Below are 19759 nucleotides of genomic sequence, written 5' to 3'. Positions count from 1 at the left end.
TAAATCATGACGCGAAAATTATTCGGCTTCGTCTAACCAGACTAGCAGAATCGCCTCGAGAATTTTTTCATTGGATGCGTTTGGGTCGTCATCAAACTCTTCCAGATCGCAAATCCACTGATGCATGTCGGTAAAGCGAACGGTTTTCGGGTCGAGATCCGGGTAAGCGTCGTACAAGGCTTCGCCGATTTCACGGCTGTCGGTCCATTTCAGTGCCATATTAGTGCTCGCGTGCGTGGTTGATAGTGTAACGCGGGATCTCAACGACCAGATCTTCGTCGGTGACGCGCGCCTGACAACTCAGGCGGCTGTCAGGCTCGAGTCCCCAGGCTTTATCCAGCATATCGTCTTCATCTTCGGTGCTTTCCGCCAGCGAGTCAAAGCCTTCACGCACGATGCAATGGCAGGTGGTGCAGGCACAGGATTTTTCGCAGGCGTGTTCAATCTCGATGCCGCTACGCAGCGCCGCATCCAGAATGGTTTCACCGGTCTCAGCTTCCACAACGATGCCATCCGGACACAGGTCCTGGTGGGGCAGAAATACAATTTTTGGCATTTTAAACCTCGTCCACGGATTGGCCTTTCAGCGCGATACGGACCGACTGATCCATACGGCGGGCGGCGAATTCCTGGGTTTGTGTGTCGATATTTTTGATCGCTTCTTTAATGGCATCAGCATCATCGCCTGCCGCCGCAGCGCGCACTTGCTCCGCGGCGGCATCGATAGCCTGACGCTCCGCGGCGCTTAACAGCGCGGCGTCGGCGGCCAGCGCGCTGGCCAGGCTCTCCAGTACGCGGGCGGCTTCCACTTTCTGCTCAGCCAGCATACGCGCCTGGACATCCTGTTCGGCGTAGCTCATCGAATCTTTAATCATGGTGGCGATTTCGCCATCGGTCAGGCCGTAAGACGGTTTCACCTGGATAGAGGCTTCCACGCCGGTCGATTTTTCCATCGCCGTGACGCTCAGCAAACCGTCGGCATCGACCTGGAAGGTGACGCGAATATGCGCCCCGCCCGCCGGCAGCGCCGGGATCCCGCGCAGCGCAAAACGCGCCAGCGAGCGGCAATCCTGCACCAGCTCACGCTCGCCCTGCATCACGTGAATAGACATTGCCGTCTGACCATCTTTGAAGGTGGTAAACTCCTGCGCGCGGGCCACCGGAATAGTGGTATTACGCGGGATGACTTTCTCCACCAGCCCGCCCATCGTTTCCAGCCCTAACGACAGCGGGATAACGTCGAGCAGCAGCAGCTCGCTGTCCGGCTTGTTGCCGACCAGAATATCCGCCTGAATCGCCGCGCCGATGGCAACGACTTTGTCCGGATCGATGGAGGTCAGCGGGGTGCGGCCAAAGAATTCGCCAACGCGTTCGCGCACCAGCGGCACGCGAGTGGAACCACCGACCATCACCACTTCCAGCACCTCTTGCGCTTCAACGCCGGCGTCTTTCAGCGCGCGACGGCAGGCCAGTAAAGTGCGTTTTACCAGCGGAGCAATCAGATCGTTAAACTGGCTGCGGGTGATATCGCCCTGCCAGCCGCCGACCTCGACGTGCGCCACGTCGGCATCGCTCAAGGCGATTTTCGCCGCGATGGCGGCATCCAGCAGCTCGCGCTGCAGGCGGTTATCGCTGCGGTCGCTGAAGCCCGCCTGCTCGCGCAGGTAGTCCGCCAGCAGATGGTCAAAATCATCGCCGCCGAGCGCCGAGTCGCCGCCGGTGGCCAGTACTTCAAACACCCCGCGGCTTAAGCGCAGAATAGAGATATCAAAGGTGCCGCCGCCGAGATCATAGACCGCAATTACCCCTTCCTGACCGGAATCGAGGCCGTAGGCGATAGCCGCCGCGGTCGGCTCATTGAGCAGGCGCAGCACGTGCAGCCCCGCCAGACGCGCCGCGTCTTTGGTCCCCTGACGCTGAGCATCATCGAAGTAAGCGGGAACGGTGATCACCACGCCATCAAGTTCGCCGCCCAGCGCTTCGGTCGCCCGGGCGGCCAGCGCTTTGAGGATATCGGCGGAGACGCGAATCGGGTTCAGCAGGCCGCCGGCGGTCTGGATCATCGGCAGACCGTTTTCACTGGCCTGCAGCTGATACGGCAGATGCGGATAGCGGTTTTGAATATCGGCGAGGGAGCGCCCCATCATTCGCTTCACCGAGCTGATGGTGTTCACCGGATCCTGAGCGGCATTCAGCCGGGCTTCATAGCCGACAGTCAGTCCCGAGGCGTGGTAGTTCACCACCGACGGCAGCAGATAGCGACCTTGATGATCGGGCAGGGTTTCGGCCTGGCCGCTACGCACGGTAGCCACCAGAGAATTGGTGGTGCCCAGGTCGATGCCGGCCGCCAGACGACGCTGGTGCGGCGCGGCGCTCAGGCCGGGCTCACTAATTTGTAATAAGGCCATAATTGCTTCCGAAAATTAAAAATCGAGCAGTTTTTCTTCGAGTTCTTCAGCACTGCTGCGCAGTTTATCGAGAAAACGGAGCTTACGTACCGTGTCCGCCGCCGCCTCCCAGCTCTCATTATGCAATTGTTCAACCATCAGTTGATGGCGGGTATCAAACAGCGCTTTCACTCGTTTGATAAAGTCTTCCAGCCGCGCATCGTCTTTCGCCTTACCGATCTCATCGAGCTCTTCACGCAGTTCCAGCTGTTCCATCAGGAACGCGGTATCGCGGACGGTATGTTGCTCGCTGGCGAGGTCGAAGCCGTGCAGCGAAAGGAGATATTCCGCACGGGTCAGCGGATGGCGCAGAGTTTGCCAGGCCTGGTTAATGGTGGCGGAGTGCTGAACCGCTACCAGCTGTTCCGCAGCAGGCGCGCTGGCAAATTTATCCGGATGGTACTGGCGCTGCAGATCCTGATACCGGACAGCCAGTTGTTCAAGCGAGAGGGTATAGCTGGCTGGTAACCCGAAGAGGGTGAAATAGTCCATAGTAACCTCAGGGTCATGCATCTAAATGAAAACCCCACGCGCGGCGTGACCGCGGTGGGGTTGGGGATGACCGATTATACGTTAAAGCTTTCGCCGCAGCCGCACTCATCTTTGACGTTAGGGTTGGTGAACTTGAACCCTTCGTTGAGGCCTTCTTTGACGAAGTCCAGCTGAGTGCCGTCGAGGAATTGCAGACTTTTGCCGTCGATCACGACCTTCACGCCTTTGTCTTCAAACACGGTGTCTTCAGCCGCCGGCTCGTCAACAAACTCCAGTACATAGGCCATACCCGAGCAGCCGGAGGTTCTCACGCCCAGGCGCAGGCCAAACCCTTTACCACGGTTCGCCAGAAAGGCATTGACTCGCGCTGCAGCACTGTCGCTAAGAGTAATCGACATAACAAAACCTCAACTAATTATTTTGCTTCACGTTTGCTTTTGTAATCCGCAATCGCGGCTTTAATCGCGTCTTCCGCCAGAATAGAGCAGTGAATTTTCACCGGCGGCAGTTCCAGTTCATCGGCGATATCGGTGTTCTTGATCGCCTGCGCTTCGTCCAGGGATTTGCCCTTCACCCACTCGGTGACCAGGGAGCTGGAAGCGATGGCGGAACCACAGCCGTAGGTCTTGAAGCGCGCGTCTTCAATGATACCTTCATTGTTGACTTTAATCTGCAACTTCATCACGTCGCCACAGGCCGGCGCACCGACCATGCCGCTGCCGACGTTCTCGTCGCTGTTGTCAAAAGAGCCGACGTTGCGCGGGTTTTCGTAATGATCGATGACTTTTTCGCTGTATGCCATGTTGAATTCTCCTTATCGGTGCCGAATTAGTGATGTGACCATTCAATACTGTTCAGATCCACGCCCTGCTTGAACATTTCCCACAGCGGAGAAAGGTCGCGCAGACGGCCGATGGAGTTGCGAACCAGATTGATGGTGTAGTCAATCTCTTCTTCGGTAGTGAAACGACCTAAAGAGAAACGAATAGAGCTGTGCGCCAGTTCATCAGTCATACCTAACGCGCGCAGCACGTAGGATGGCTCAAGGCTCGCGGAAGTACAGGCTGAACCGGAGGAAACCGCCAGGTCTTTCAGCGCCATAATCAGCGACTCACCTTCAACGTAGTTGAAGCTGACGTTAAGAATGTTCGGCGCGCCCTGCTCGAGGTCGCCGTTGAGATAAACTTCTTCCATATCCTTCACGCCGTTCCACAGACGGTTGCGCAGGGTGCGCAGACGCGCCATTTCGCTTTCCATCTCTTCTTTGGCGATACGGTAAGCTTCACCCATGCCGACGATCTGGTGAACAGGCAGAGTACCAGAACGCATACCGCGCTCGTGGCCGCCGCCGTGGATTTGCGCTTCGATACGAATACGCGGCTTACGGCGAACATACAGCGCGCCAATGCCTTTCGGACCGTAGATTTTGTGGCCGGAGAAGGACATCAGGTCCACCTTCAGCTGGCTCAGATCGATAGGCAGCTTGCCCACGCTCTGGGTGGCGTCTACGTGGTAAATGATACCGCGGGCGCGACACATCTCGCCGATGGTAGCGATATCCTGCACCACGCCGATTTCGTTATTCACATGCATGATGGAAACCAGGATGGTGTCGTCACGCATCGCCGCTTCCAGCTCTTTGAGATCGATAATCCCGTTGCGCTGCGGCGCCAGGTAGGTCACCTCGAAGCCTTCACGCTCCAGCTGACGGCAGGTATCCAGAACCGCTTTATGCTCGGTTTTGCTGGTGATGATGTGCTTGCCTTTTTTCTGATAAAAGTTGGCTGCACCCTTGATCGCCAGGTTGTCGGATTCCGTCGCACCAGAGGTAAAGACGATTTCGCGCGGGTCGGCACCGACCAGCTCGGCAATCTGATTGCGGGCGATATCAACCGCCTCTTCAGCCTGCCAGCCAAAACGGTGAGAACGGGAGGCCGGGTTACCAAAGGTCCCGTCCATGGTCAGGAACTGCATCATTTTCTCGGCAACACGCGGGTCCACCGGCGTGGTTGCGGAGTAATCGAGATAAATCGGTAATTTCATTGCTCTTAAACTCCGTACATCACTCAATGCAAGGAATCAGGCAACCGGCTTGATGTACGACCGAGTACACGGAATGTTGGAGCATCCCGGCCTGATTCTGAAAGCTCTTTATAATCGTTGTCCCGACCGTTTCGTGCTGCCTCGCCCTGTCAGCGGCAGTCCGAAACGGGACGGGTCACTCAGGCGCGCAGTTTAACGTCGATCGCGTCCTGGGTGCGCGCATTGCGCTGGGTTTCGTGCTGATGCTGACGACCGGACACATCAAGGATTTCCTGGTTATTCACCAGTTCACCCAGGGTGATATTGTTCAGGAAGCCGGTCAGGCGTTCGCTCAAATCGCGCCACAGCGCGTGAGTCAAGCATTTATCGCCGCCCTGACAGCCGCCTTTGCCCTGGCAACGGGTCGCGTCAACGGATTCGTCTACCGCGCTGATCACTTCGCCAACGGCGATGCTGCTGGCATCTTTACCTAACAGATAACCACCGCCTGGACCACGAACGCTGGAAACCAGGCCATTTTTACGCAGGCGAGAGAACAGCTGTTCCAGATAGGAAAGCGAAATTCCCTGACGCTCAGAAATATCTGCCAACGGTACCGGGCCCGTTTCAGAGTTGAGCGCAACGTCAAGCATCGCGGTCACGGCATAACGCCCTTTAGATGTCAGTCTCATGTCTTACTTAACCTCAAACTCGCCCCTGGCCGGGCTTTTTATTAATATGGGTATTGCATAGCAGGGGCAAGTCTGACATTCCCGAGTAATTTGGTCAACTATTTACTTGACTGTTTTAGTCAGGTATTTGGCTTTCCGTGCCGTTATTGATTTAGAGCCGCTCCCGGGGTCGGCCAAAGGCCTCGCCCGGGCTACAACAGAGATGTAGATTCGTAGGCCGGATAAGCGAAGCGCCATCCGGCGTTAACGCGCTTACTTACCTTTATTCTGCTGCTCAATAGACGCCAGCATCCCGCGCAGGATGTTCAGCTCCTGGCTTTCCGGACGCGCGCGGGTGAACAGACGACGCAGCTTGTTCATCACCTGCCCCGGATGATTCGGGCGGATGAAGCCCGTCGCCAGCAGCGTCTGCTCAAGATGGCCGTAGAAACGCTCCAGATCGTCCACCAGCGGGTACGGCGCCTCTTCATGGTCAACCGACGGCTGCGCCTGCTCCTGCGTCGCCAGCCAGGCCATCCGCACTTCATAAGCAATAACCTGCACCGCCATCGCCAGGTTCAACGAGCTGTACTCCGGGTTCGCGGCGATCGCCACGTGGTAGTGGCACTTCTGCAGCTCTTCGTTGGTCAGGCCAACGCGTTCGCGGCCAAAGACCAGCGCCACCGGCGCATGCTGACCCTCGGCGACGCTTTTCAGGCCGCATTCGCGCGGATCGAGCATTGGCCACGGCAGTGTGCGGGAGCGCGCGCTGGTACCCACCACCAGGCTGCAGCCCGCCAGGGCTTCATCAAGGGTATCGACGATCTGCGCATTGCCGATCACATCGCTGGCACCCGCGGCGAGGGCTATCGCCTGTGAGTCGGGTTTGACCAGCGGGTTGACCAGCCACAGGTTAGTTAAGCCCATGGTTTTCATCGCGCGGGCTACAGAGCCCATATTGCCGGTGTGGGAGGTTTCTACCAGTACGATTCGAATATTTTGCAGCATTATGGTTCTTCGGCTAAAGATTATTCGGGCATGCTACCATAAAACGGAGACATAAGCAGATTTCGCTGTTATTATATGCGCCGTTTTTTCCCGTTCTTTAACATCCAGTGAGAGAGACCGATGCATCCGATGCTGAACATCGCCGTGCGCGCAGCGCGCAAGGCGGGTAATTTAATTGCCAAGCACTACGAAACGCCAGACACCGTAGAAACCAGCCAGAAAGGCAGCAATGATTTTGTGACCAACGTCGATAAAGCCGCCGAAGCGATTATTATCGAAACCATTCGCAAATCTTACCCGCAGCACACCATTATCACCGAAGAAAGCGGTGAACACGCTGGTGAAGATCAGGATGTTCAATGGGTTATCGATCCACTGGATGGCACCACCAACTTCGTTAAACGTCTGCCGCACTTCTCTGTTTCCATCGCCGTACGCATCAAAGGCCGTACTGAAGTCGCGGTGGTTTACGATCCCATGCGTAACGAACTGTTCACCGCGACCCGCGGCCAGGGCGCACAGCTGAACGGCTACCGTCTGCGCGGCAGCAACGCTCGCGACCTCGACGGCACCATCATCGCTACCGGCTTCCCGTTCAAAGCGAAGCAGCACGCGACCACTTACATGAATATTCTTGGCAACCTGTTTACCGAGTGCGCCGACTTCCGTCGCACCGGCTCCGCCGCGCTGGATCTGGCCTACGTTGCCGCTGGCCGCGTTGATGGTTACTTTGAAATCGCCCTGAAACCCTGGGATTTCGCCGCAGGCGAGCTGATCGCTCGTGAAGCAGGCGCTATCGTTTGCGACTTTAACGGTGGCCATAACTACCTGCTGACGGGCAACATCGTTGCCGGTAACCCGCGCGTGGTGAAAGCGATGCTGGCGAATATGCGTGAGCAGCTGAGCGATGCGCTGAAGCGTTAATCTCTTACTGATGTCAAAAAGGAAGCCGCGGCTTCCTTTTTTTATGTCATTTTATCATGTTGAGGATCTGGCGAATCACCGCATTGCCGCCGATGCACAGCACCGTCAGGCCGCTAAACAAGGCCAGCGGTCCGCGCCAGCGCAGGCAGCCCTGCGGCCCCAGCCAGTGCCGGAGGCACAGCGCTATTCCCACCGTCGCCAGTCGAGCTAACAGCACGCCGACCATCGCCGGGATCAGCAGCAGCCATCCCCACAGCGGCAACTCGAACTGTTGCGCACTGAGTAAGATCCACACCAGCTGAAACGGCAGATAAAAGCTCAGGGCAAAGATCAGCGGAATGCGAATATTGCTTGCCGATGCGGAAACGCCTTTAAAGCCGCGCCAGCTATCGCGCAGCAGTATCCCAGCCAGCACCAGCGTGGCCAGATAGCAGACGTCGTTAAAGATGCCCACGAACTGCATCAGCCGATAGCTGGTCAACTTCCCCATAAAAGCGAAACGCCAGAAAATGATCACCAGGAAACCGAACTGAAATATCCAGCTGCGCAGGATCCAGTCGACCATTTCCCGCGGCGAGGGCTGATTATGCACGGCCCAGGCAACAATGGGCAGTTTACTGTGCCCGGGATGGCAAAAAGCCATGACGAAACCCGACAGCGTTAAGGTGGCGTAGGCCACCAGCGGGATATCCCCGATGCGCGACACCCCGAACCCCATGACGTACGACATGGCGTGGTAGACGCGCACCAGATCTGACGGCCACCAGCTGGCCAGCACCGGAAACCAGTAGACGATCGCCAGCCCCGCCAGCAGCCCGGCGGCACCGGCGCAGCCATAATAAAACCGCCCGCTCTGCGCGGGAGAAACGATATTTGCGGCCATAGCGACTCCTTGTCATCCGCCGAAAAGCGGAAAACTAGAGCATCGCTTCACCAGCGGCAAGCGCTGACACCCACTTTCGGATTTGCGCCCGGCGCCGGGCTAAAACGGGCGGATCCCACCGCCGGCCGGGACCGCGCTGAACCACATCACTCCTGCCGCCGCCAGCAAAATCACGCCGCCGGCCAGCGCCAGCGTCAGCCAGCCCACCTGACGCCACAGCGGCGGCGCCTGGTGCTGACCCAGCCTCACCGCCAGCTGGCGAAAACTGTGCACCAGCAACGCCAGCGCGGTGATGGTTAATGAGGTTCCCGCCGCCATCGCCAGCGCCGCCGCCATTCCCCAACTGAACACCCCGATCACCTTGCTGAACAGCAGAACCATGATCGCCCCAGAACAGGGACGCATGCCCATCGACAGGACGATCACGGCGCGTGCCCGCCAGTCGTCGCCGCTCTGAAGCTGATCCGGCGCCGGGAGATGCTGGTGGCCGCAACCGCAGTGGTCATGATGCACATGATGCGGGGTAAAAGCGGTAAACCTTGGCCGGCTCAGCAGCCGATACAGCTTTTTCAACGCCCGCCAGCACAGCAGCAAGCCTAATGCGCCAACCAGCAGATAGCTGCCCTTCTCCAGCCAGAAACTGCTGAGATGCAGCTGGCGCGCCGGCAGCTGCAGCAGCGCCAGCACCACGACCACCAGCACGATGGCCACCAGCCCCTGTAATAAAGAGGCGGCCAGCGTCAGGTTAATGCTCGATTTCAGCTTCGAGGGATGGGTGGCGAGCCAGGTAGTTATGACAATTTTGCCGTGGCCGGGCCCTAAGGCATGCAGCACACCATAAACGAAACTGAACCCGAGCAGCGACAGCCCTGCCGCCGCCGGGTTCTCCGCCACCGCCTGCAGCAGGTGGCTGAGTTCCAGATTCAACGAGCGCTGCCAGACCGTGCTCTGCATCAGCACCAGCGGCCACGCCCGCCACAGCCACATGCCGCCGATGATGCTCACAGCCAGCAACAGCGCCAGCGGCCACAGCGCTTTCCAGCGCGAGGATCGCGCGCGCGGGGTAATAATTACTGACATGTCAGGGTCACCTTCTGAGCAAAATAGCTGCCCAGCGCCATATCCTCCGGCGGCGCATCCGCTTTATCCAGCGACTGGGCGTACGAGAGCATTTTGTCGTTCGGTTTTGGCGTCATCACCGTTGCCTTACAGGCGGCCCGCAGCGCGGCGGGCAGGGAAAAATCGCTATCCTTGTCATAAAACATGTCGACGTAGTAGGTCGGGTCAAAGGTGGAAAAGGTAAACGTCTGCCCGGCAACAGGTTGCGGCGTCGCCAGCGGCAGCATAAAGGTCAGTACCGCCTGCAGTCCGTCACGCTCGAGGCCATAGCCGTCGGGACGATTTTCAAATTTCACCCGCTGGCCGTTGTGCCACAGCTCGCTGAAATAGTGCTGGCCGAGCACGTTGGCCATCACCTCCGCCGCCAGCTTTTTCCATACTTCGCTGCCCGGTTTGGCGTTACCGGCATCATAGAGCAGATCCGATGAAGTAATTTCATCCATGGTCCAGCGCATTTTAAACCCGCTCAGCAGACCGTCTTTGACCACCGGCTCGCTCTGCAAACTAATGAAGCTATGCGGATGCGCGGCGGCTGAAAATGATAAAACCATGAAAAACGCCGCGCTGGTGCATTGTTTCACTCTGTTCATCTGTTCCTCACGTGAAAAATTCTGTGAACTTCACCAGCAATCCTGAGCTAAAGCGGGCGTTTCGCCCTGCCCCCGCCTCTGCCATTGTCTATTCTTAGCGAAAACCCTAACTGGAACTTACCAGATGATGACCGTCATTGAACCACCATCTGCGCTTTCCAGTCCACAGCGCCGTAGCCAGGTGCTCCTGATGTTTTATCTGCCCGGGCAGTCGGTGACGACTGAACGGCTTGGCAGGATCAACCTCGTTGATGAGTCCACGGCCCGGCAGGATATTGAGGAGACCGGACGCGAAATTCAGCGTTACCACCGTTTGACTCTCCGGTCACAGGTGGACGGCAGCTATCGGATTGAAGGCGCCGCGCTCGACCAACGTTTATGCCTGCTGCATGCGCTGCGGCGGGGGCTGCGCCTCTGCCCCCAATTCGTTAACCATCATTTTACCCCGGCCCTGAAAACGCAGCTTAAACAGGAAGGCATTGCCCGCACCTTATACGATGATACCAACCTGCAGGCGCTGGTGAACCGCTGCGCGCGGGCACTCAATCGTCAGTTTGACTGCCGCGATGTCCAGTTTCTGCGCCTGTATCTGCAGTACTGTCTGCTCGAGCATCACCGGGGATACTCTCCGGACTTCAATGATGAACAGCAGCGCTGGGCCCAGACCGCCGCCGAGTTTACCCTGGCGCAGGAGATTGTCCGCCACTGGCAGCGTCGGGTCGGCGCTCCGCCGCATGTTGGGGAGCCCTTCTTCCTCTCGCTGCTGTTTATGTTGCTCAAAACCCCCGACCCGGTCCGCGACGGTCACCCGCACGATCGCCGCCTGCGGCTGGCTATCTCCGGCCTGATCCATCGCTTCCAGGTCATCGCCGGCAGGGCTTTCAGTGATGAGCAGGGGCTGAGCGATCAACTCTATATTCATTTATCGCAGGCGTTGATCCGCAGCGTGTTTGCCATCGGCATCGACAGCACGCTCACGGAGGAAGTGAGTCGACTCTATCCTCGCTTACTGCGCACTACCCAGGCGGCATTGAGCGAATTCGAGGAGGCCTGGCATATCCGTTTTAATGAGGAAGAGACCGGCTTAATCGCGGTGATCTTTGGCGCCTGGCTGATGCAGAAAAGCGATCTGCACGAGAAGCAGGTGCTGTTGCTGACCGATGACAACCCGGCTATAGAAGAGGCCCTGGAACAGCAATTGCGCGAACTCACGCTGCTGCCGCTGAATATCAAATACCAGAGCGTGCAGCGCTTTCAGAAAGAAGGTGCGCCCAAAGGGGTGACGCTTATCGTCACCCCTTATGCGACGGCGCTACCGCTGTTTTCGCCGCCGCTGATCCACGCGGAAAACTGCTTCACTGAACGCCAGCAGCAGCATATCTGCGCGATGCTCGAAGACTAGGCCGCCACTGTTTTTGGCCGGATAACCAGCGCCGGGATCGTCAGCAGGGCCATCACCCAGAACACGCCCTGGTGCAGGTGCTGATAGAGGAAACCGGCGAAGACGGTCATGATGGCAATACTCCCGCCCATCGCCACCGCGGAGTAGACGGCCTGCAGGCGGATCACTTCGCTGCCCTGACGAGCGGCGATATAGCGCATCGCCGCCAGATGGCACACCGTGAAGGTGCCGCAGTGAAGGATCTGCGCAAGGATGAGTCCCGGCAGCGCCGTGGTCCAGCCCATTAGCGTCCATCGGATCAGTCCGCAGACGGCGGAGAGCAGCAGCAGGTCGCGCGCGCTGAAGCGGCGGAACACCTTTTTACTCAACGCGAAGATCACCACTTCCGCCACCACACCTAACGACCACAGATAACCGACCGCCGAGGCAGAATAGCCGGCCTGCTGCCAGTAGATGGCGCTAAAGCCGTAGTAGGCGGCGTGCGCCCCCTGCAGCAAACAGACGCAGGCGAGAAAGCGCCAGCTCTGGCGTACCAGCGTCAGCCAGGCCGTCAGTCCGGCTCCCTGTTGCTGGCGCGACTCCCCCTGGGGCATCACCGACGGCTTAAGCAGCATACCGAGCAGCATCGAGGCAGTCCCCAGGCTCAACATCAGCAGGATCGCCCGGTAGTCAAACAGACTCACCAGCTTGCCAGTCAGCGCCGAACCAATAACGAAGGCAATGGAGCCCCATAGCCGCACCCGGCCATAGTCCATGGTGATCTGCTTTTGCCAGGTATTGGCCAGGGCATCCGTCAGCGGCACCAGCGGCGAAAAGAACAGGTTGAAGCCGATGATGACCGCCAGCAGCCATGCCACGTGGCTGCCGGCCCAGAAGGCCAGCGCGAAAAGCAAGGTTAACAGGGCCAGCACGCGCAACGCGGCAATGAGCCGGGAGGGATCGCTGACCCGCGGGGCAATCAGCAGGCTCCCAAGAAAACGGGCCACCAGGCCGGCGCCAAGCAACAGGCCGATGGTTTCCGGCGTTAATCCGTTGCCTGCCAGCCAGACGCTCCAGAAGGGCAGAAAAATACCGTAGCTAAAAAAGTAGGTGAAATAACTGAGCGCCAGCCAGCGCGTGGAGTGCAAGACCATGATTTCCTCCCGAATGGTGGCGACAGTCTGGCGATAAAGCCCGGCGGGCGCAAGATACCCTGTCTCCTGATATTTCGCTATTTATGCCCCTCGATGATGATTTTCAGCGAAAAATTCAGCACCTCGCCTGCGCCCAAAACTCGCAGCCCCGGCTGCCCATCCATGTTATGGGCGTTTACCGGATGACTTTGCGGCTCGAGGCACAAGAACGGTTCACCTTGCATTCTGAAGAGCATCAACCACGGAGTTTGCGATAGAATTGTGATACTCATCACATCACTACTCACCCTCGTCCGCCCACTCCAGCCGGAATAGCCCACGTTCAGCCAACGATCTTCACCGAACTGCGCCACACTGAAATTGGCATAGTCGGGCAAGTTTCCTTGCCAGCTGAGAGGTAAATGATTCTCCCCTTCCGGCCAGTAGCCGCTGGCCTCGAACTGGGCTTTGCTGCGTTCATCAAAAGGGAAAAAGGGATGAAAGCCGCAGCCGTAAAGCGCAGGGACCTCCCCACAGTGGGTAAGCGTCAGCTCCGCTATCAGCTGGTTACGCAGCAGCTGGTAGCGGAGCTGTGCCAGATAATCGAAACCGCAGGCATGCTGCCGACGCAGCTGTAACACACAATGCGCGGCGCCGTGCTCAATAATCTTCCAGCGCTGTAACCAGCCATCACCATGAAGAAAGAAATGCTCGTCGGCATGGTGGTGAGGCAGGACAATCTCCTGCCCATGGAGAGTAAAACGGTTCCCGGCGACGCGATTGGCCAACGGCAGCATGGGAAACATGCCGCCAGCAGGGTTGTCATATAGCACCGGAGCCTGATGTTGCCGGGAGAACAAACTTTGCACTTTGCCCCCCAGAGAGGAGATGCGCATCCGCAGATGCGCGTTTTCCAGAATCAACGCTTCCGCCATCAGCGTGTCTGCTCCTGCTTTATCGCCTGGCCGGCCGAGTGACGCTGCGCCAGTTGCTCTTCCAGCGCTTCGAGGGTGATACCTTTCGTTTCCGGCACGTTGCGCAGAATATAGAGGTAGCCGGCAGCACAAATGACGCCGTACAGCAGGAAGCTGCCTGCCGCGCCCAGGCCGGCATTAAGCAGCGGGAAAGTATAAGTTAACAGGAAACAGGCAATCCACAGCGCCAGGGTACCTAAAGACATCGCGAGTCCACGTACGCGGTTGGGGAAAATCTCCGCCAGCAGCACCCAGGTCACCGGCGCCAGGGTTAACGCATAAATAGCAATCGCCGCCAGTACCAGCAACAGTACTGGCCACCCCATCATGCCCATCGCGTAAGCGCCGGCGATCAGGACATAGATCACCGTCAATCCTGAAGCGCCGAGCAGCATTAATTTACGGCGGCCGATTTTATCCACCAGCGGCAGTGCGGCAATGGTAAAGACCAGGTTAACGACGCCCGTGGCGACGATCGATTTTAACGTGCTGTTGATATCAAATCCCGCCGAGGCAAAAATCTCCTGCGCGTAGTTAAAGATGACGTTGATCCCGCACCACTGCTGGAACACAGCGAGCACCATGCCAATGATCACAATCGGTTTCACCTGCGGAGCCAACAGCGCGCCGTAGGAGACTTTGTTGTTATCCTTTTCCAGGGTATGCGCGATTTCACGCAGGATCCGGTCGGCATAGTCGGCAGAACCAATGCGCTCCAGCGCGGCCCGGGCACGCTCTGGTTTTCCTGCCTTCATGAGCCAGCGCGGCGACTCGGGAACAAAAAACATCAGGACCAGAAACGCCAGCGCCGGAACCAGTTCCGCGCCGAACATCCAGCGCCACCCCATCTGTCCGTTCCAGGTTTCCACAATCATCTGCTGCGTTGCCCCCGTCTCCACGGGTTCAGCAATCATCAGGTTGATAAGCTGAGCGGCCAGCACGCCAATCACGATGGTGAGCTGATTGACCGCCACAAAGCGCCCTCTTTTCTCTGCCGGACTGACTTCGGCAATGTAAAGCGGGCTGAGCGCGGATGCCAGACCAATCCCCACGCCGCCCACAATGCGGTAAACCACAAACATGTCAAAATGACTGGCGACCGCCGTCCCCCACGCCGACGCGCTGAACAGCACAGCGGAAAGAATTAATGGCAGTTTGCGCCCCAGTTTATCGGCGCACCATCCCGAAATTAATGCGCCGAAAATGCAGCCCAACAGCGCCGAGCTCATCGCCCAGCCGGACTGCGCCGGATCCGTAATTGAAAACCAGGCTTCATAAAATGGCTTAGCGCCGCCAATCACCACCCAGTCATAGCCAAACAGTAAACCACCGCAGGCGGCGACCAGACAAATAGTCCAGACGTAGCCCATTTTCAGATGTGTCTGCGCGTTATTCATAATGATTCCTCTATAAGGGAAACGCAGGGAACAGTAGGGTTCAGGCGGGCCTGGCCCGCCACTTTCAGATTCAGGAAAAGATGCCGCTTTGCAGGGCGTGGCGAATCAGATGCGCCTTATCATGAGCCGGGTTCATTTGCAGAAGCTGCTGCATCGCCTGCTGGCAGGCAGATAAATGACCCAGCCCAAGATGCCCCAGCGCTTCAATAAACAAACAGTGCTGCAGATGTCGTTGCTGCGCTGATACGTCGAGAACCACCAGGTCCGGAAGAGAGACGGCAAAAAAATCGGCTTGCGGAACGTCATCCCTATGCTGCCCGGCCCAGTCGATAAAATGGCGGAAGTGCCGCTCGGCCTGAGTCGGGTTACCGCGCTTACGCAGCGCAATGCCCTGCCAGAAAAGGTAATCTGCGGGCTGATCGTTGTAGTAACGCCCGGCGTCCAGCGTTGAGCCACCTTGCAGGGCAAGCTGGTAATATTCGGCTGCCTGCGGCGCATCCCCCATCTGTTCAGCGCAATAGCCCAGCAAACACCAGATATCGTTGTCCGTTTGCCCGGGCAGTCGTCCCTCCCCCAGGTTATCGGGATAGCGTAATGCTGCTTTCAGACAGAGCGTGGCTGGCTTAAACGCCTGACGTTCGATGAACTGCAAAGCCCGATGAAGCTGATTCAGCAAATACTGGCCGGTAATTTTCCCTTCTCCCCCTTCCCAGGGATGGAATACGCGCGTATCCAGAATCGCGGCGGCATCGGCATAATGACCGGACGCGTTCCACAGGCTTAACAGCTCAGCGGTCAGATCGTCCCGCTTCAGCACCACGGCTTTACGCTCCGCCAGCGTCGTCAGTCGTTTATTGACCGGTGTAGCCAGTAACTTTTGCAGGAAATCGAGCTCAAACAGGAAGCGCGCATTTTCGGGTTCCAGCGCGACGGCGTGCTGCAGATATGCCAGCGCCTGCGTTGCATCCTGTTGTTTATTCCACGCATAGACGCCCAGCAGACGATGAGCGGGCGCATAATCGGGAGATTTTTCGAGCGTCTCGCGCCAGCAGATCACCGCCTCTTCATAGCGACGTTTGCTGTACCAGAAGCAACCGAGCAGATAGCGGGCAAAAGCGCTGTCGCCCAGCGTTTGCAGCATCTGAACTTCATCAAGCATGTTAGGGAAACGAACGTTGCGCGCATGACAGCGCTCGGCGGCGGCAATAAACTGTTGGCGTTGATTGGCATCGTCACTTAACGACGCACGCCACAGCATCGGCAACGCTTCCTGACAATCCAGAACCTCAAGCACCTCTTTCGCCGCCATTTTCTGTCCGATAGAGAGCAGCCAGCCTGCCAGCAGGCTGCCGTTGATCCCTCTGCGCCCTGTGACGCGCAGCAGGGTCTCTCGCGCGTCGTCACTCCGCTCAATCATCCAGCGCGCGCAGTGCAGCGGGTAGCTCAACGGGTATTGCTCAAGAGAGGCGAAAACAGACTCCAGCGCCGCTTGCTTCTGCCCGCTGTTCGCTAACGCCAGCGCTTTAAGCCCCATCGCCAGTGGGTTGCTGGCGTTGAATCGCAGGCTGGTATTAACTTTTTCCAGCGCATCGGCGACATCACCGCGCTTCATCGCCAGCCGCGCCAGCGACCACCAGGCGGCGTCACGGCAGTTACCGCTCCAGGAGGCTTTGAAATAGTGATCCCAGGCGCCTGCATCATCCCCCTGCCTTTCCAGTGTACTGGCTAGCAGCATACTGGCTTCGCCATCCCGTGGGTTCTTATTCAGACGATGCGCGCGCTGTAGCGCAGCGCGGGAACACTGTTCCGCCAGCGCCCAGTCGGCGCAGTTGAACGCCAGAGTACCGAGGGCAACATTATTGCGATAATCCTGCGGATCGAGCTCAACCGCCCGGCGATAGTAATCCCCGGCATAGCGGCTTGCGTGATTGTATTGTTCAAGGTGCTGGCCGATAAAATAGAGCTCGTCGCCATTGTGGATCGCTTCCGGTAACGCTGGCGCGATGGCGGGATCGGGCAGCGGCGTCTGCCGGGTAATATGTTCCTGATAATCCAGCAACAGCCGGTTCTCGGCGGTTTTCACTTTGATGGTTAAGCGCCCTGCGCCATTTTCCGGCAGCGTCTGCTGCCAACTCTCACCGGGCTTCAGCGTCAGCTGAGTTTCGTACAATGGCTGATGGTCAGCGCTGAGTTCCACCACGATATGCGTCAGCGGAGCAATGGCATAAACGCCAAGCTGCAGCTGCTCAGACTCGCGAACCAGCTTCAGTGCCAGCTGCGTATTAGCGTTTTGCACCATCCCTAACTCGCTGTAGGGAAGGAAATTTTGCACAAAAACCTTCTCTTCATAAGGTGCAAGCCACGTAAAGTCAGGCTGGTTATCGGTGAAGACACCGGTCATCAGCTCAATATAGGGGCCATTTTCATCGGTCAGATTGCGGTCCCAGGCCTGGCCAAAATCCCCGTAGCCCCAGCTCCACTGTTTTTTACCCGGAGAGACGTGGTGATCGGCAACATGCAGTAACCCACCTCGCTCGTCATGGTGATAAGCGCCGACAAAATCGTAGTCCGACCTCTCCGCCATATACGAAGTGGGGACCGGAACGTTTTTATAACGGGAGATATCAACCCCCGCAGAATAGTCCACTTTGTAGTAGGTACCGGTGGCAATCGGGAAAGCGGAAACGTCACGTTTACCATGGTCGAATACCGCGGTGACATCGGGAGGGAATACGCTCTGGTGGGCATCGCCACCTTTTACTGCTGGGTTTGCCCACCACAGGAAATGACGCGGCGTGGCGTTACCATTAAAGACCTTACCGGCGATCTCAATCAGTGCCCGGTCAGGATAGAGCGTAAACCCGGCCATAACCTGCAAGCCGCGCATGGGCTCCGCTTCTCCCATCCATACGGTCTGTGCGCCGTTTTCTCCCTGCTGAACAGAAAAATCGACCGGCATAAAGGTCGTCGGCCGGTGATGTTGCGGCCAGTTAAACTCGATTCCGCCAGAGATCCAGGGCCCGAGCAGCCCGACCAGGGCAGGCTTAACCACTTCATTGTAATAGACGAAATCACGCTGTTTGACTTTGTCATACGCCCGATGAATACGGCCGCCAAGCTCCGGTAGCAGCATGATCCGAATGAAATCATTCTCCATCCACACGGCGTGATAATCGCGCATTTCACGTTCGCCGGTCAGGGTATCAATCACGCCATAGGGATAGACGCTGCCGGAAGAGCCTTGATAAACACGTTTTTCCAGAAACATAGGATTCGGATCTTCCGCTCCCGTCGTCCACGTTGGTAATGAAATGGTTTCCTGCCAGACCTTAACCGAACCGTACATGACGCCTCCACTAAACAAAACGAAGTAAAATATGTTATGAGAGGAGTCTATATCGCCAATTCGCTGTTAAAATGCGCAAAGCTCACGCAATATAGTTAAGGGAGTTAAGTGTATGCAGCGTACTGGTTTTAATAACGCCCGGGTCCGGCAGGCCAATAAATCGATTTTTCTTTCCCATCTGTGGCGGGAAAAGCAGCTCAGTAAATCACAGCTCTCTCAACTCACCGGACTCTCCATTCCGGCGGTGAGCAATATTCTCGCCGAGCTGCTGAGCGAAGGATTGATTAGTCACTCAACGGAACACATGAGCAAACGCGGCGTGAACAGCGGCAGCTACCAGATCCCCGAACACGGCGCCTGGACACTGTGCATGAATATCACCCCGACCAGCATTGAGTATCAGCTTGCCGACGCCCGTCTGCTGGCAGTGGACAACCACCAGCATTTGCCAGTCGACGCCCCCGCCCCACAAGCCCTGCTTGACGCTATCGTTGAATGCTGGCGGCATATCCACCGCCGCTACCCGCAGCACAGTATTAATCTCGCCCTTGGCGTGCACGGACAAGTTGATCCGATAACCGGCGTTTCACAAACCATGCCCCAGGCACGCTGGAAAACACCGATTGAAATAAAGTATCTGCTTGAGGAACAGCTTGGCGTGCAGGTTCGGGTGGATAATGACTGCGTGATGCTGGCGCTGGCGGAAAAGTGGCAGCATCAGGGTACCCAGCCGGATTTTTGCGTGATCAACGTCGACTACGGCATCGGCTCGTCATTTGTGATTAACGATCATATTTATCGTGGCAGCCTGTACGGCAGCGGGCAGATTGGGCACACGATTGTCAATCCTGACGGCAAAGCCTGTGACTGCGGAAGATACGGTTGCCTCGAAACCGTCGCCTCGCTCAGTGCGTTGAAAAAACAGGCCCGAATGTGGCTCAAAACACAGCCTGAAGCAACGCTCTCACCCGAGCAGCTCACTACGACATCGCTCATTGCGGCCTGGGAACAGGGAGATGTGCAAATTCGCGCATGGGTTGATAACGCTGCCAACGCTATTGGCTTAAGCCTCTATAATTTCCTGAATATATTAAATATTAATCAGATCTGGCTGTACGGACGTAGCTGCGCCTTTGGTGAGCAATGGCTGGAAAATATCGTCAAACAAACGGGCTTCAACCCTTTTGACCACCGAGATACGCCGCGAGCGCACGCCACCCAAATCGGTTTTGGCCAGCTAACCCGCGCCCAGCAACTGATGGGGATAGGTTATCTGTACGTTGAGGAGCAGTTGCAGACGTTGGTTTAGTCATAAACGAACGTGGCGGAGCGTAAATTTGTGTATTACGTTTAGATCACACTTCTCTCATAA

At 57.3% G+C, this 19759-nt stretch carries 19 protein-coding genes; 3 read left to right on the top strand and 16 right to left on the bottom strand.

All coding sequences use genetic code 11. The features are described from left to right. Window positions 1–18: 18 nt before the first annotated feature. The 9 genes from iscX to trmJ all read right to left on the bottom strand — a co-directional run bounded on the left by iscX (window position 19) and on the right by trmJ (window position 6640). Window positions 19–219, bottom strand: a complete 201-nt coding sequence (gene iscX, locus CWM57_RS15375) for a Fe-S cluster assembly protein IscX (protein WP_002913954.1) — start codon at window positions 217–219, stop codon at window positions 19–21. A 1-nt stretch (window position 220) separates the two neighbouring features. Continuing rightward, complete coding sequence (gene fdx, locus CWM57_RS15370; RefSeq protein WP_004201872.1) at window positions 221–556, bottom strand: ISC system 2Fe-2S type ferredoxin; 336 nt, start codon at window positions 554–556, stop codon at window positions 221–223. 1 nt (window position 557) lies between these two features. Then, window positions 558–2408: a Fe-S protein assembly chaperone HscA gene (gene hscA / locus CWM57_RS15365; protein ID WP_100676049.1), complete on the bottom strand. Its 1851-nt coding sequence runs from the start codon at window positions 2406–2408 to the stop codon at window positions 558–560. A 15-nt stretch (window positions 2409–2423) separates the two neighbouring features. Further along, window positions 2424–2939: a co-chaperone HscB gene (gene hscB, locus CWM57_RS15360; protein WP_074387856.1), complete on the bottom strand. Its 516-nt coding sequence runs from the start codon at window positions 2937–2939 to the stop codon at window positions 2424–2426. A 74-nt stretch (window positions 2940–3013) separates the two neighbouring features. Then, window positions 3014–3337 carry an iron-sulfur cluster assembly protein IscA gene (gene iscA, locus CWM57_RS15355; protein WP_002913979.1) on the bottom strand — a complete coding sequence of 108 codons (324 nt, stop codon included), beginning with the start codon at window positions 3335–3337 and terminating at the stop codon, window positions 3014–3016. Between the two features lie 17 nt (window positions 3338–3354). Continuing rightward, window positions 3355–3741, bottom strand: coding sequence for a Fe-S cluster assembly scaffold IscU (iscU, locus tag CWM57_RS15350; RefSeq protein ID WP_002913991.1), 387 nt, complete (start codon window positions 3739–3741; stop codon window positions 3355–3357). A gap of 26 nt (window positions 3742–3767) precedes the next feature. Then, a complete protein-coding gene (iscS, locus tag CWM57_RS15345) occupies window positions 3768–4982 on the bottom strand; it encodes a cysteine desulfurase (protein ID WP_061153662.1) in 1215 nt (404 codons plus the stop codon). 179 nt (window positions 4983–5161) lie between these two features. Next, on the bottom strand, window positions 5162–5653 hold the full coding sequence (gene iscR, locus CWM57_RS15340) for a Fe-S cluster assembly transcriptional regulator IscR (RefSeq protein ID WP_012540866.1): 492 nt from the start codon (window positions 5651–5653) through the stop codon (window positions 5162–5164). A gap of 252 nt (window positions 5654–5905) precedes the next feature. After that, complete coding sequence (gene trmJ, locus CWM57_RS15335; protein WP_032740250.1) at window positions 5906–6640, bottom strand: tRNA (cytosine(32)/uridine(32)-2'-O)-methyltransferase TrmJ; 735 nt, start codon at window positions 6638–6640, stop codon at window positions 5906–5908. Between the two features lie 120 nt (window positions 6641–6760). Here trmJ and suhB point away from each other — a divergent pair, with 120 nt between their 5' ends. Next, window positions 6761–7564 carry an inositol-1-monophosphatase gene (suhB, locus tag CWM57_RS15330; RefSeq protein ID WP_100676048.1) on the top strand — a complete coding sequence of 268 codons (804 nt, stop codon included), beginning with the start codon at window positions 6761–6763 and terminating at the stop codon, window positions 7562–7564. Window positions 7565–7610: 46 nt separating this feature from the next. Here suhB and CWM57_RS15325 read toward each other — a convergent pair whose 3' ends face one another. The 3 genes from CWM57_RS15325 to CWM57_RS15315 all read right to left on the bottom strand — a co-directional run bounded on the left by CWM57_RS15325 (window position 7611) and on the right by CWM57_RS15315 (window position 10156). Further along, window positions 7611–8447, bottom strand: coding sequence for a hypothetical protein (locus CWM57_RS15325; RefSeq protein ID WP_100676047.1), 837 nt, complete (start codon window positions 8445–8447; stop codon window positions 7611–7613). 99 nt (window positions 8448–8546) lie between these two features. Next, on the bottom strand, window positions 8547–9527 hold the full coding sequence (locus CWM57_RS15320; RefSeq protein WP_100676046.1) for a nickel/cobalt transporter: 981 nt from the start codon (window positions 9525–9527) through the stop codon (window positions 8547–8549). Next, window positions 9518–10156: a DUF1007 family protein gene (locus tag CWM57_RS15315; RefSeq protein WP_074387852.1), complete on the bottom strand. Its 639-nt coding sequence runs from the start codon at window positions 10154–10156 to the stop codon at window positions 9518–9520. Before CWM57_RS15315 ends, CWM57_RS15320 begins: the two co-directional genes overlap by 10 nt. 124 nt (window positions 10157–10280) lie before the next feature. Here CWM57_RS15315 and csiE point away from each other — a divergent pair, with 124 nt between their 5' ends. Next, on the top strand, window positions 10281–11558 hold the full coding sequence (gene csiE, locus CWM57_RS15310; RefSeq protein WP_074387851.1) for a stationary phase inducible protein CsiE: 1278 nt from the start codon (window positions 10281–10283) through the stop codon (window positions 11556–11558). Here csiE and CWM57_RS15305 read toward each other — a convergent pair. The 4 genes from CWM57_RS15305 to CWM57_RS15290 form a co-directional block, all read right to left on the bottom strand. Then, window positions 11555–12691 (bottom strand): 3-phenylpropionate MFS transporter, encoded by a 1137-nt coding sequence (locus tag CWM57_RS15305; protein ID WP_074387850.1) that lies wholly within the window; start codon window positions 12689–12691, stop codon window positions 11555–11557. The genes csiE and CWM57_RS15305 overlap by 4 nt on opposite strands. Before the next feature lie 77 nt (window positions 12692–12768). After that, window positions 12769–13605, bottom strand: coding sequence for an aldose 1-epimerase (locus CWM57_RS15300; protein ID WP_100676045.1), 837 nt, complete (start codon window positions 13603–13605; stop codon window positions 12769–12771). Further along, window positions 13605–15041, bottom strand: coding sequence for a sugar porter family MFS transporter (locus tag CWM57_RS15295; RefSeq protein ID WP_100676044.1), 1437 nt, complete (start codon window positions 15039–15041; stop codon window positions 13605–13607). Before CWM57_RS15295 ends, CWM57_RS15300 begins: the two co-directional genes overlap by 1 nt. 70 nt (window positions 15042–15111) lie before the next feature. Continuing rightward, window positions 15112–18387, bottom strand: a complete 3276-nt coding sequence (locus CWM57_RS15290; RefSeq protein WP_100676043.1) for a DUF5107 domain-containing protein — start codon at window positions 18385–18387, stop codon at window positions 15112–15114. 112 nt (window positions 18388–18499) lie between these two features. On the opposite strand from CWM57_RS15290, the gene CWM57_RS15285 reads away from it, so the two are divergent. Further along, a complete protein-coding gene (locus CWM57_RS15285; RefSeq protein WP_100676042.1) occupies window positions 18500–19696 on the top strand; it encodes an ROK family transcriptional regulator in 1197 nt (398 codons plus the stop codon). Window positions 19697–19759 lie beyond the last annotated feature (63 nt).

It is taken from the genome of Klebsiella sp. G-Nf4, from assembly GCF_002810615.1.
GTDB lineage: Bacteria > Pseudomonadota > Gammaproteobacteria > Enterobacterales > Enterobacteriaceae > Klebsiella > Klebsiella variicola.
Note: the sequence above shows the minus strand (reverse complement) of the source record. Positions and strands in the feature narration are given on the sequence as shown.